At 70.5% G+C, this 13,109-nt stretch carries 11 protein-coding genes and 1 tRNA gene; 4 read left to right on the top strand and 8 right to left on the bottom strand.

Annotated features, from left to right (window positions below; all coding sequences use genetic code 11):
- Positions 1–28 precede the first annotated feature (28 nt).
- From ABEA46_RS18360 to ABEA46_RS18380, 5 genes are all read right to left on the bottom strand, one after another.
- Positions 29–1,342, bottom strand: coding sequence for a homoserine dehydrogenase (locus ABEA46_RS18360; RefSeq protein WP_345546606.1), 1,314 nt, complete (start codon positions 1,340–1,342; stop codon positions 29–31).
- Positions 1,339–2,790: a diaminopimelate decarboxylase gene (lysA, locus tag ABEA46_RS18365; RefSeq protein WP_345546608.1), complete on the bottom strand. Its 1,452-nt coding sequence runs from the start codon at positions 2,788–2,790 to the stop codon at positions 1,339–1,341. The genes ABEA46_RS18360 and lysA overlap by 4 nt, the downstream gene beginning before the upstream one ends.
- 183 nt (positions 2,791–2,973) lie before the next feature.
- Positions 2,974–3,801: an LmeA family phospholipid-binding protein gene (locus tag ABEA46_RS18370; RefSeq protein ID WP_345546610.1), complete on the bottom strand. Its 828-nt coding sequence runs from the start codon at positions 3,799–3,801 to the stop codon at positions 2,974–2,976.
- Between the two features lie 2 nt (positions 3,802–3,803).
- On the bottom strand, positions 3,804–5,471 hold the full coding sequence (locus ABEA46_RS18375; protein WP_345546612.1) for an arginine--tRNA ligase: 1,668 nt from the start codon (positions 5,469–5,471) through the stop codon (positions 3,804–3,806).
- 38 nt (positions 5,472–5,509) lie between these two features.
- Positions 5,510–6,373 (bottom strand): transglutaminase-like domain-containing protein, encoded by an 864-nt coding sequence (locus ABEA46_RS18380; RefSeq protein WP_345546613.1) that lies wholly within the window; start codon positions 6,371–6,373, stop codon positions 5,510–5,512.
- Between the two features lie 160 nt (positions 6,374–6,533).
- Here ABEA46_RS18380 and ABEA46_RS18385 point away from each other — a divergent pair, with 160 nt between their 5' ends.
- From ABEA46_RS18385 to ABEA46_RS18400, 4 genes are all read left to right on the top strand, one after another.
- Positions 6,534–7,334 (top strand): SGNH/GDSL hydrolase family protein, encoded by an 801-nt coding sequence (locus tag ABEA46_RS18385; RefSeq protein ID WP_345546615.1) that lies wholly within the window; start codon positions 6,534–6,536, stop codon positions 7,332–7,334.
- Positions 7,335–7,378: 44 nt separating this feature from the next.
- Positions 7,379–7,454: transfer RNA gene (locus ABEA46_RS18390), tRNA-Arg, on the top strand.
- A gap of 495 nt (positions 7,455–7,949) precedes the next feature.
- Positions 7,950–8,285 (top strand): DUF7882 family protein, encoded by a 336-nt coding sequence (locus ABEA46_RS18395; protein WP_345546616.1) that lies wholly within the window; start codon positions 7,950–7,952, stop codon positions 8,283–8,285.
- Between the two features lie 34 nt (positions 8,286–8,319).
- A complete protein-coding gene (locus tag ABEA46_RS18400; protein WP_345546617.1) occupies positions 8,320–8,592 on the top strand; it encodes a hypothetical protein in 273 nt (90 codons plus the stop codon).
- A 61-nt stretch (positions 8,593–8,653) separates the two neighbouring features.
- Here ABEA46_RS18400 and ABEA46_RS18405 read toward each other — a convergent pair whose 3' ends face one another.
- The 3 genes from ABEA46_RS18405 to ABEA46_RS18415 form a co-directional block, all read right to left on the bottom strand.
- Complete coding sequence (locus tag ABEA46_RS18405; protein WP_345546618.1) at positions 8,654–10,525, bottom strand: alkyl/aryl-sulfatase; 1,872 nt, start codon at positions 10,523–10,525, stop codon at positions 8,654–8,656.
- A gap of 37 nt (positions 10,526–10,562) precedes the next feature.
- A complete protein-coding gene (locus ABEA46_RS18410; RefSeq protein ID WP_345546620.1) occupies positions 10,563–12,218 on the bottom strand; it encodes a SulP family inorganic anion transporter in 1,656 nt (551 codons plus the stop codon).
- Positions 12,219–12,317: 99 nt separating this feature from the next.
- A complete protein-coding gene (locus ABEA46_RS18415; RefSeq protein WP_345546622.1) occupies positions 12,318–13,022 on the bottom strand; it encodes a mechanosensitive ion channel family protein in 705 nt (234 codons plus the stop codon).
- Positions 13,023–13,109 lie beyond the last annotated feature (87 nt).

Raw genomic sequence — 13,109 nt, forward strand, 5'->3', positions numbered from 1 at the left:
CCTTCACACCCTCACTTGCCTGAAAAGTTCAATCGCCTTCGACCCGGAGCACCGAGACGACGCGTTCCACGACGCCGCTCGCGGCGAGCCGCGCCACGGTGTCGCTGAGATCCTGTTCGACAGCCTTGTGCGTGCCGATCACGAGACGGGCCACGCCCGGCTCGCCGTTGCCGTCCGAGACGACGGTCTGCTCGACTGTCGCGATCGAGACGCGTCCCTCGCTCAGGGTGCCCGCGACCGTCGCGAGCACGCCCGGCTGGTCGTCGACCTCGAGCGTGATCTGGTAGCGCGTCGTGACACGGCCGATCGGCACGATCGGCAGGTTCGCGAGCGTCGACTCCCCCACGCCCACACCACCGGCGATGTGGCGGCGCGCGGCCGACACGACATCGCCGAGCACGGCGGACGCGGTCTGCACGCCGCCGGCGCCGGCGCCGTAGAACATCAGGTTGCCCGCAGCCTCGGCCTGGACGAACACCGCGTTGTTGGCGCCGTGCACGCTCGCGAGCGGGTGCTTGCGGTCCACGAGGGCCGGGTAGACACGCACCGAGATGGACTCGCCGGATGCCTCGACCAGCCGCTCGCACACCGCCAGCAGCTTGATGACGTAGCCGGCGTGGCGTGCGGCATCCATCACCGACTTGTCGATCGAGGTGATGCCCTCACGGTGGACCGCGTCGAGCGGGACCGTGGTGTGGAACGCGAGGCTTGCGAGGATCGCGGCCTTCTGCGCGGCGTCATAGCCCTCGACGTCGGCCGTCGGGTCGGCTTCGGCGTAGCCGAGGCGCTGCGCGTCGGCGAGCACGTCGGCGAACTCGGCGCCCTCGGTGTCCATGCGGTCGAGGATGTAGTTGGTCGTGCCGTTGACGATGCCCATGATGCGCTGCACGCGGTCACCGGCGAGCGAGTCGCGCAGCGGACGGATGATGGGGATCGCGCCGGCTGCTGCCGCCTCGTAATAGACCTCGGCGCCCACCTGGTCGGCGGCGTCGAAGATCTCGGGGCCGTGCGTCGCGAGCAGCGCCTTGTTGGCGGTGACGATGTCGGCGCCGGAATTGATCGCGTGCAGCAGGTACGCGCGCGCCGGCTCGATGCCGCCCATGAGCTCGATGACGATGTCGGAGCCCACGATGAGCGACTCGGCGTCGGTCGTGAACAGCTCGCGCGGCAGGTCGACGTCGCGCTTGGCGTCGACGTCGCGCACCGCGATGCCGGCCAGCTCCAGCCGTGCGCCCGCGCGGTCGGCGAGTTCGTCGGCGTGCTGACGCAGCAGCGACGCGACCTGGGAGCCCACAGCTCCGGCTCCCAGCAGCGCGACGCGGAGGCGGCGATAGTCGGTCATGCGTTCCCTTCCGTCGGTGAGTCGCCGGAGCCGCCCGCGAGGACGGCAGCGGCATCCAGGCCCGCGTCGCGGGCGAGCAGATCGTCGATCGTCTCGCCGCGCACGATGACACGCGCCCCTCCCCCGCGCAGCGCCACGACGGGCGGACGGGGGACGTAGTTGTAATTGCTCGAGAGCGAGAAGCAGTAAGCCCCGGTCGCGGGCACCGCCAGCAGGTCGCCGGGGGCGACGTCGCCCGGCAGGTACTCGGCGTCGACGACGATGTCGCCGGACTCGCAGTGCTTGCCGACCACACGCGTGAGCGCCGGGGCGGCGTCGCTCGTGCGCGAGGCGATGCGCGCCGAGAACTCGGCGCCGTACAGGGCCGGACGCGCGTTGTCGCTCATGCCGCCGTCGACGCTGACGTACAGGCGGGTGTCGCCGCTCTCCAACTCCACGGGCTTGATCGTGCCGATCTCGTACAGCGTGACGCCCGCACGGCCGACGATCGCCCGTCCGGGTTCGAACGCGAGGTTCGGCATCGGAATGCCGCGCACCTCGCACTGCCGGGCCACGGCGTCGACGATGCCGAGCGCGAGGGCCTCGATGGGCGTGGGGTCGTCGACCGACGTGTAGGCGATGCCGAAGCCGCCGCCGAGGTTCAGGACCGGCAGCTCGCCGCCTGCGCGCAGCTCGGCGTGGAGCTCGACGAGACGAGCCGCCGACTCCTCGAAGCCGGCCGTGCCGAAGATCTGCGAGCCGATGTGGCAGTGCAGTCCGACGAACTCGAGGCCGGGCAGCTCGCGGATCCGCGCCACGGCGGCCGGGGCGTCCTGCAGCGTGAAGCCGAATTTCTGGTCCTCGTGCGCGGTGGCGAGGAAGTCGTGGGTCTCTGCGTGCACGCCGCTGTTGACCCGCAGCAGCACGGCCTGCGTCGTCCCACGGCGCTCGACGATCGCCGCGAGGCGCTCGATCTCGATCAGGCTGTCGATGACGATCGAGCCGATGCCGACCTCGACGGCCCGCTCGAGCTCGGCCACCGACTTGTTGTTGCCGTGAAAGCCGAGGCGCGCGGGGTCGGCGCCGGCTGCGAGCGCGACGGCCAGCTCTCCCCCGCTGCACACGTCGACGGCGAGTCCCTCTTCGGTGACCCAGCGCACGACCTCTGTGCTGAGGAACGCCTTGCCGGCGTAGTAGACGCGCGCCTGCGCGCCGTGGAGCGCCGTCGCCGTACGGAAGGCCTCGAGGGTGCGGCGGGCGGTGCGGCGCACCTCGTCCTCGTCCACCACGTACAGCGGGGTGCCGAACCGCTCGCGCAGCGCGGTGACCGGGATGCCGCCGAGCTCGAGAACGCCGTCGGCATCGCGCTCAGCGGTCTCGGGCCAGACGGCCGGGGCCAGCCCGTTCGCCTCGGCGGGGCGTTCCAGCCATGCCGGAGCGAGGGTACGGGTGTGCGGGTCGGCGGACACTGTGGACCAATCGGTGGGAGCTTCGACGCTTGCAGACCCGTCGCTTCGGTCGTGCGAGGGGTGTCTGCGGTGCGGCGGCCGGACGTTCACGAGCGTGTGGTGATACCGGCCACGGGCAGTGCTAGAAGTCTAGGGCACGCGGCATCCCGCCCCCGCGTCGTGTGACGCGACGCGGCGCGCGCTTCAGGCGCACGTGCCGTTCTGCTGCAGCGCGGGGTCGGTGACGATGGCGCCGTCGACGTCGAAGTCGGCGACGAGGCGGCTGCCGTCGACCTCGACGCCGGTGAGCGTCGCGCCCGCGGGCAGCTGGTCGGCGATGCAGATGTCCCAGTCGCGCGTCACGGCGTCGGCGAGGCCCCCGAACTGCTCCTGGAGGGCGTCGGCGGTGATGACCGTCGAGCCGAGGGTGAGGGATGCCGGCGTCAGGACGATGTCGCCGTTCGAGGCCGACGGCGTCAGGGCGACCCCGATCGAGACCTTCGCGCCGAAGAACGACAGCTCGGTCGACATCGTGACGTCCGGCGCGGCGAGGCTCACGGTGTCGGCGGGGAAGCCGTCGACGGACGACAGCAGCGTCCTCAGCTCCGCCTCGTCCAGCGACACCGTCGCTGTCGCTCCCCCGAGGCCGGCGTCGCCGCGCACCGGGATGTCGGTCGCGACGACCGTGACATCGCCGGACACGCCGGTGTCGCCGAGGGGCACGTCGTCGGAGGCGACAGTCAGCTGCCCGATCGTGCCGCCGATGAGCTGCGGCAGCACGGACCCCGCGACCTCGACGTCGATCGGATGGTCGGCCGGCAGCGACAGCTGCGTGCGGACCTCGTCCTGGACGACGCCGCTGATCACCTGGCGCGCGATCGCCTCCGCGGCGAACCACGCGCCGACGGCGAGCACCGCGACGATGGCGAAGCCGACGATCCACGGCCAGACGCGACGCCGTGGCGGCTCGGGCGCGGCGGGCACCATGTCGTTCGGGAGGGGCAGCGTCGGCTGCGTGTCGGCGCTGCTCACTGCTACATCCGCTCCGGAGCGGTCACGCCCAGCAGGTCGAGGCCGTTGCGCAGCACCTGGCCGGTGGCGTCGTTGAGCCACAGGCGGGTGCGGTGCACGGACTCGACGGGCTCGTCGCCCAGCGGGATCACGCGGCAGTTGTCGTACCAGCGGTGATAGAGGCCGGCGAGCTCCTCGAGGTAGCGCGCGACGCGGTGCGGCTCGCGCACCTCGGCGGCGAACGCCACGATCCGCGGGAACTCCTGCAGCGCGCCCAGCAGCGCCGACTCGGTCTCGTGGGTGAGCAGCTCCGGGGCGAACTCGGAGCGGTCCACGCCCGACGCGCCCGCGTTGCGCGCGACGTTGTGGGTGCGCGCGTGCGCGTACTGCACGTAGAAGACCGGGTTGTCGTTCGTGCGCTTGCGCAGGATCTCGGGGTCCAGCGTCAGCGGAGAGTCGGCGGGGTACCGCGCCAGCGAATAGCGCAGGGCGTCGGTGCCGAGCCAGTCGCGCAGGTCGTCGAGCTCGATGATGTTGCCGGCGCGCTTGGACAGCCGCGCGCCGTTGACCGACACGAGCTGCCCGATGAGCACCTCGATGTCTTTCTCGGGATCGTCGCCGGCCGCGCCCGCGAGCGCCTTGAGACGGTGCACGTAGCCGTGGTGGTCGGCGCCGAGCAGGTAGATCTTGTGCGCGAAGCCGCGGTCGCCCTTGTTGAGGTAGTACGCGGCGTCCGCGGCGAAGTAGGTGTACTCGCCGTTGGAGCGGCGGATCACGCGGTCCTTGTCGTCGCCGAAGTCCGTGGTGCGCACCCATACGGCGTCGTCCGCGTCGAAGACGTGGCCCTGCTCGCGCAGGCGGTCGACGGCCTCGTCGACGAGGCTCGGCTCGCCGTTGGCACCCTTTGCGTGCAGCGTCCGCTCGCTGAAGAACACGTCGAAGTGCACGTTGAACTTCTCCAGCGACGCCTGCAGGTCGCCGAGCTGCAGCTCGTAGGCCCGGTCCCGCGCGATCAGGAGCTGCTCGTCGGCCGGCAGCGACAGCAGGTCGGGCTGAGCGGCGAGCACGCGCTGCGCGAGCTCGTCGATGTACGAGCCCGGGTAGCCGTCCTCGGGGGTCGGCTCGCCCTTCGCGGCAGCCAGCACGGAACGGCCGAAGCGCTCCATCTGCGCACCGGCGTCGTTGACGTAGAACTCCCGCACGAGGGTGGCGCCGCTGGCCAGCAGCAGGCGTGCCATCGAGTCGCCGAGCGCGGCCCAGCGGGTGTGGCCGATGTGCATCGGCCCCGTCGGGTTGGCGCTCACGAACTCGAGGTTGATGGTGTTGCCGCGCTGCGACTCGTTCGTGCCGAACGCGGCGCCCGCCTCGACGATCGTCTTCGCCAGCGCTCCCGCGGCTGCGGCATCCAGCCGGATGTTGATGAAGCCGGGTCCGGCGACCTCGACGTCCGCGATGCCCTCGACCTGCACGAGGCCCTCGGCGATCTCGGCCGCGAACTCGCGCGGGTTCGCCCCGACGGCTTTCGCGAGCTTGAGAGCCGCGTTGGACGCCCAGTCGCCGTGGTCGCGGTTCTTCGGCCGGTCCAGCAGGAAGTCTGCGGCGGTGAGCCCGTCGGCCGCACCGGGTCGTCGCGCCTCGGCGAGCGGGGCGACGACGGCGAGCAGGGCGGCGGAGAGGGCTTCAGGATTCATAGACCGACAAGTCTATTGCGCCGTCCTTGTGCGTCCGCTCAGGCGATCTGGACGAGGGCGCCGAAGTCGTCGAGCGACGGATCGGATGCCGGCGGCAGCGCCTCCTCCGTCAGCCCGGGCAGCGTCTCCAGACCGTCCGCCACGGCGTCCGGGACGACCCACGCGTCCACGCGCAGGCGCTTGAGACCGACGTAGCCGCCGTAGTAGCTGAGGAAAGCGCAGTCGGCGGCATCCCGTCCGGTCGCGATGCGGACGAGCCCGCTGCGGTTCGCGAGACGGGTGGCATCGATGACGTACCAGGCACCGTCGAGGTAGGCCTCGGCGACAGCATGGAAGTCCATCGGGCGCAGGCCGGGCGCGTAGCAGGCGGCGTAGCGCGCCGGCATGTCCATCGCGCGCAGCAGGGCGATGACGACGTGGGCGTAGTCGCGGCACACGCCCTGCCCCGTCATGAGGGTCGTGACGGCGCTGTCGGTGCCGTGGCTGAGACCCGGCGTGTAGGTCGTGCTGGTCGAGACGAACTCCGACACCGCGGCGATGAGGTCGTGCCCCGACAGCCCCTTGAATTGGCGGCGCGCCTGCTGGAACACCTCGTCGGACTGCGCGTAACGGCTCGGGCGCAGATACGTGATGGCCTCGAGGTCGCTCGTGCGGCCCGTCGAGGCCTGGCCGTCGACCGTCGCCTCGTAGCGGATCTCGAGGCGCCCGGGCTCGCCCGTGAGGCGGTGCAGGCGGCTCCCCTGCTGGTCGACGATCTCGGTCGGCGTGTACACGCGATCGCCCTGCGTGAACGTCAGCGACTCGTTCGAGACCGGCACGCCCTGGGCGGTCGCCAGCTGCAGGATGAGGTCGACGGAAGCCCCCAGTTCGAGGTCCATCTGAGCGGTCACGACGCGTTGCACCGAAGTATCCTCGCATGCCGTCGAGGCGCCTTCGTGCGGGGTTCCCGCAGGACCGCCGGGAGTGTCCTGCGAGTGCTCCGAAGCGCCCCTGCCGACCAGGTGTTTCTGCCGTTCACGGCCCGATGCGCGCGTTCGCCGATTCCTGACGTACCCTCTGTGCATGCACGCGCCCGACCGCCCCCGAGCACGACGGATGTGGCTGCCCCTCGCCGGCGCCGCCCTGGCCGTCGTCGCGGTGTGCGCGGTGGCCCTCGTGCGCCCCTGGGGCATGGCCGAACCGACCGCTCCTGCAACCGCGGCGGACGACGGCACGGCGGCGGCGGCATCCATCCCTCCCGCTCCGCTGGTGATCGCCGACGGAGCGCGCGTGCTCGTGTTCGGCGACTCGTGGGTGTACGGGTCGGCGGCGAGCGAGCCGACCCTCGGCTTCGCCTACCGGCTCGCCGATGAGCTGGGCGTCGAGACCGTCGTCGACGGCGTGCGGGGCAGCGGATACCTCAAGCCGGGCATCGACGGTCCCGCGTACGGCGAGCGCATCGCGGCGCTCGACCCGGCCCTCGATCCCGACGTGATCGTCGTCGAGGGATCGATCAACGACCGCAAGCTGTACCCGACCGGATACCGGGATGCCGTCACGTCGGCATGGGACGCGCTGCAGACCCGCTACCCCGACGCCGAGATCGTGATCCTGGGACCCGCACCGCAGGTGCTGCCGGTGCAGAAGGCGACGCGGGCGATCGACGCCGATCTGGCGGAGCTCGCCGCCGCGCGCGGCTGGTGGTACGTGTCGCCGATCGGCGAGGGCTGGATCACGGACGCCGACTACCTCGACATCATCGACACGGGCCCCGTCGGGCGGAACCATCCGTCGACCTCGGGCCACGCCTACCTCGCCCAGCGCCTCGCCGAGGACCTCGAGCGCCTGGAGCAGCAGCCCGCGGTCGCGGCCGACGCACCCTGAGCTGGCGGGGACGCGCGCGCCGGGATGGTAATCTCGATCGGCACGCCTCCGTAGCTCAGGGGATAGAGCGTTGGTTTCCGGTACCAAAGGTCGCAGGTTCGATTCCTGTCGGGGGCACCAGTCGGGAGCAGGGGTCGCGGGACATTCAGTCCTCGCGGCCCCTTTCTCGTGACAACACCGGCAACGTCCGTGGCGCGATTCGCCTGATCCAAAGCGGTCGCAACGGCATCCAGGTCTTCGCGACCCACGAAGGCCGGTTGACTGCGGGCGGCGGGCCGCCTTCGCCTCAGAGCCCCGTCAGCGGAGGGATGATGGACTCATGCCGGCCGCCCACCCTGACGGCCAAGAAGCACCGCACCGATGTGAAACAGCTCCGTCGACCACCCCACGAGTGACCTCCGACGCCCGCCTGGGTGGGGGTCTGCGATGTGCACTCGAGAGACGTGACCTGCGCCGACGGGGTATCGCTCGCGAGATCGCGTCGACCGGGTTGCGTCAAGGGGGTCGCCATCCACCCTCCGCCGACGGAGGATCTCAGGCGGAGTCGACCGACGGTCCCCCGTCGTCAGCCCCCGCTGCTCGCAACGTCGGCGGCTCCGCGTGGGAGGAATCGCCATGGGCAAACTGATCTACGAAGGCACGATCAAAGTCGACTTCGACGACCGGACGCTCGCACATCTGCAGCTCGTGATCGGCAACAAGCTCCGCAGGGGCGAGCCGTTCCATTTCACCTGGCGGGATGACATCAGCATCGGCGACGGGCGCACCACCGTCTGGCTGCACCCGGCCTGCGGTCTCGTCTACAAGTTCTACGGCGGACGCAAGCCCCAGTTGAACCCTGCCTGGCTCGACGCGCTCGCGTTCACTGCGAACTCGCAGTCGGGACTGTATCTGGTGCCCGAGCCCGCCGCGCCGGCCGCGAACGGCGAGCCCGATCACGACATCCCGTGATCGGCGCGAACGAAGGACACAACCGGGAGCAGAGATGAAGAGAATCGACATCTACTACGGCGGCGAGCATTACAGCGTCGGCGGCCGCCGCTTCGACGAACTGCGACAGGAGATCGAGGCCGGCCTCGCCGGCGGTCGGTACTGGCTCGAGGTCAACGACGGCGAAGGCATGATGCGCACCGCTTACCTCATGCTGACCGATGGCGTGCCACTGGCGATCGTGCCCATCCCCGACGACGTCACCGATGTCTCGGAGCTGGCCCCCGACGCCGTCTGGTCGGAAGGCGGCCCGCCGCTGCTCGGCTGAGAGGCCCCGATACGACGAACGCCGGCACCGCGAGGCGGTGCCGGCGTTCGGAGGACTCCGGTCAGGGCGTGACGATGTTGAAGTCCGGGTCGCCCTGGTCGAGCACGCCGAGCAGCTGGGTGAGCACCGCGCTGTCGCCGCGCACCTCGATGCCCTCGGAGTCGATGTCGCCGCCCGCCAGGCGGATGAGGCGCGGCTTGGTGAGCGTCAGCCCGAGCGGGGTGGCCTCGTCGGGCTCGCGCTCGACATAGACGAGCACGCCGTTGCCCATCGTCAGGTGGAAGCTGCGCCCGAGATCGGTCAGCGTGACGTCGATCGCGAGGGACAGATCCCACGCCTTCGGCCCGTTCACGCGGATCGCGACCGCGTCGAACAGCTGCTCGGGTGTCAGCTGGGCGAGGATCAGCGGCGCGTTCGTCTGCGTCGGCGTGCCGAAGTTTCCCTCGCGCAGCTCGGTCGCGCCCGACAGGAAGAAGTTGCGCCACGTGCCGTTCTCGGCGCCGTACGCGAGCTGCTCCAGCGTGTCGGCGTACAGCGTGCGCGCCGCGGCGTGGTGCTCGTCGGCGAACACCGCGTGGTCCAGGAGCGTCGCCGCCCAGCGGTAGTCGCCGGCCTCGAACGCCTCCTGCGCGAGTTCGACGACGCGGTCGACGCCGCCCATCGCGGCGACGTAGCGGTCGGCGAGCTGCTTCGGCGGGTGCGGCCACAGTCGGGCCGGGTTGCCGTCGAACCATCCCATGTAGCGCTGGTAGATCGCCTTGACGTTGTGGCTCACCGAACCGTAGTAGCCATGCGTGCTCCACGACGCCTCCAAGGCGGGCGGCATCTGGATCATCTCGGCGATCTCGGCGCCGTTGAACCCCTGGTTCAGCAGGCGGAGCGTCTGGTCGTGCAGGTATCCGTACAGGTCGCGCTGGATACCGAGGAACTTCTTGATCGCACCATTGCCCCACGTCGGCCAGTGGTGCGAGGTGAACACGACCTCGGCCTCGCCGCCGAAGCGCTCCAGCGCCTCGGTGAGGTAGTGCGACCACACGTGCGGGTCGCGCACGACCGCGCCGCGCAGCGTGAGCAGGTTGTGCAGCGTGTGCGTGGCGTTCTCGGCCATACACAGCGCGCGGTATCGCGGAATGTAGAAGTGCATCTCCGACGGGGCCTCGGTGCCCGGCGCCATCTGGAACTCGAACTCGACGCCGTCGATCGTGTGCTTCTCGCCGGTCGTGGTGATCTCCCGCGACGGCGGCAGGATCGTCGCCTCGCCCGTCGAGGTGGTCTGACCCAGCCCCGCGCCCACCGCGCCGCGCGGACCGCGGGCCAGAGCGGCGCCGTACATGTACCCGGCTCGGCGACCCATCGCGACGCCCGCATACACGTTCTCGGCCACCGAGTGCTCCAGGAAGCCCTCGGGCGCCAGGATCTCCACGCGGCCGGAGGCCACGTCTTCCGCGCTCACGAAGCCCAGCACGCCGCCGAAGTGGTCGATGTGACTGTGGGTGAAGATGACGGCGGTGACCGGACGGTCGCCACGGTGGCGCCGGTACAGCTCGAGGGCGGCGGCGCCGGTCTCCTTCGAGATCAGCGGGTCGACCACGATCACCCCGGTGTCGCCCTCGATGAACGACATGACCGAAAGGTCGAGCCCGCGCACCTGGTACAGCCCGTCGACGACCTCGTACAGCCCGTGCTTGGCGACGAGCTTCGACTGGCGCCAGAGGCTGGGGTTCACCGTGTCGGGGGCGTCGCCCTGGATGAAGTCGTAGGCGGCGGCATCCCACACCACGTCTCCGGCCGCATTGCGGATCTGCGGGTCGTCGAGCGTGCCGATGAAGCCGCGGTCGGCGGCGGCGAAGTCGTCGACGTCGTCGAAGGGCAGGGAGGCGAGGAGCTTCGCCTGCGCCTCGCGGATCGACGTCTCGGGCTCACGCTGTTGCATGTCTTCGTTCCTTTCGTGGCGGTCGTGCGACCGCGTCTCAGTCCTGGGGCTTCACCGGCTCGGCGAGTGCGGTCACCGCGGCTCGGTTGGTGTCGTAGAACGTCTGGTCGGTGACGAGCCCCAGCTTCTGCAGGCGCGCCATGGTGCGTGGGCGCGCGCGGCTGAACGCCAGCGACACGCCTTCGCCGCTGAGCCAGTCCTCCAGCGATGCGAACGCCTCCGCGCCGGTCACGTCGACGTCGGTGACCGCCTCGAGGTCGATCACGACGTGGTGGACCGGATCGGATGCCTCGGTCACGGCCTTCTTGACGGCCGCGGTGAACACCGCGCCGTTCGCGAAGAACAGCGGTGCCGCCAGACGCACCACGACGACGCCCGGAGCCGTACTCTGGCCCGTCGTCGCCTCTTCGAGAAGCGACTGCTTCGGGTCGCCATCGGATTCCAGCACGTCGATCGCCGGGTTGGCGGCCCGCTTGGCCAGGTTGATGAGGGCCAGGACGAAGGCGACGAGGATGCCGGGGATCGCACCGACGAAGAGCGTCACGAGGAAGCATGCCGCGCCGACCGTGAACTCGAAGCGGTCCTGCTTCCACAGCTCGCGGAACTCCTTGATGCCCAGCAGCGGCAGGACGGCCACGCCCACGACCGCACCGATCGCCGGCGACGGGATGTCGGCGAGCAGCGCGGTGCCGAACAGCAGCAGCAGGAGCGTGCCGACCGCCAGCACGATCGACGGCAGCTGCGTGCGGGATCCGGCCGAGTCCATGGCGGCCGTGCGCGACGTCGACGAGCCCATCGCGAAGCTCCCCTGCACGCCCGCGGCGATGTTGCCGAGACCGAACGCGAACAGGTCGCGGTTGGCGTGGAACGGATACCGGTGCTTCTCGCCGTACGAGCGCGAGACGAGCAGCCCCTCGGCAGTGGTCACGAGGGTGAGCGCCATCGCCGAAGGGATCAGCGCGAGCCACATCGACCAGTCGATGATCGGCCACGTCAACGCCGGAGGCCCCGCAGGCACGTCGCCGAGGACGTCGACGCCTTGCTGGTCGAGCGCGGTGAGCACGACGACGACCGTGGAGATGATGAGCACGATGAGCGCCCACGGCACCGCTTTGAGCAGGCGCGCGCCGACGATGAGGATCGTGACAGAGACGGCCGAGATCAGCAGCGACCATCCGTTGAGCGTTCCGATCCCGCTCACCAGGTCGCCGACCTTCTCGACGAACTCGCCTCCTGAGTTGATCTTGACGCCCAGCATCTTCGCGATCTGGCTGACGAGGATGTCGAGCGCCAGTCCGCCCACGAAGCCGATCAGGATCGGCTTGGAGAGGAAGTTCGCGAGGAAGCCGAGCTTGAACACCGACATCAGCAGGAACATCACGCCGCAGATGATCGCCTGCGCGAGCGCCAGCGTGGAGTAGTCGGCGCTGCCGGCCGTCGCGAGGCCGCCGAGCGAAGAGCCGACGAGAGCGGCGGCCGCGGCATCCGGAGACACCACCAGCTGGCGCGACGACACCACCAGGGCGTAGACGAGCGTCGGCACGATGAGCGCGTAGAGGCCCGCCGTGGGCGGCAGCCCCGCGATCTGCGCGTAGCCGATGTTGAGCGGAATCGCGATCGCGAGGAGGGTGACTCCCGCGGTGAGTTCCCGGACGAGGTTCTTCGAGGTCAGACCTGCGAGCGGTCGCTGCATTCCGGCTCCTGTGATGACGGCGTCGGATCCGCCAGGCACCGGCGAATCCCCTCCACCCTGGCACGGCCGGCCGCGTGCGCGCGTTCGGCGACGGGTGTGTCAGACCGGGTCGGCCGGGGTCAGCGGCGCCGCGGGCACATCGCTGGACACCACGGCGGCGCCATGCCGCTCGGCGAGCGCGGCGGCGAGCGCACGCACGACGTCCGAGGTCACCGTCACGCCGTCGGCGGGCTGGTGCCAGAACTGCACGCTCGCGACGATGCGCTCGGGCGAGACGCCGGTCACCACGACGGCGACCACGGGGATCTCGTGGACGCCGTCGACGGCGGTGGCGGCATCCACCAGCGTCTTCACGACGTCGTCGATGCTCGCGCCCGCGCGCTCGACGCGCACCTGCACCTCGCTGCGCAGCGCGCCGTGGCGTGAGTCGTTGACGAGCGTGTCGCCCAGCAGCTTGGCGTTCGGGACGTGCAGGGTGCGGCCGTCGGCGGTGAGCAGCACGACGCTGCGCGAGTTCAGCTCGCTGACGGTGCCCGACAGCAGCTCGCCGTCGGGGCCCTCCACGGTGATCTGCTCGCCGATCACGATCGGCCGGCGCGTGGCGATCAGCACACTCGCGGCGAAGTTGTCGGCGACGCCCCGCAGCACGAGGACGCCGACGATCGCGAGGACGATCACGACCGCCAGAAGGGGTTGGATGTTCGCGCCGAGGAACGCGAGCCCCACGCCGATGCCGAGCAGCAGCAGCGAGTACTGCGCGAACCGGGCGGCGAAGCGCGTCATCGCCGGGGTCGCGTTGGGCACCCGCGCCATGAGCGCGGTGACGCCCTTCTTCGCGAAGCGGGACGCGATTCAGCCCGCGACCACCGCGACGATCGCGAGCAGCAGCTC

Source organism: Microbacterium jejuense (assembly GCF_039544225.1).
GTDB classification, from domain to species: domain Bacteria; phylum Actinomycetota; class Actinomycetes; order Actinomycetales; family Microbacteriaceae; genus Microbacterium; species Microbacterium jejuense.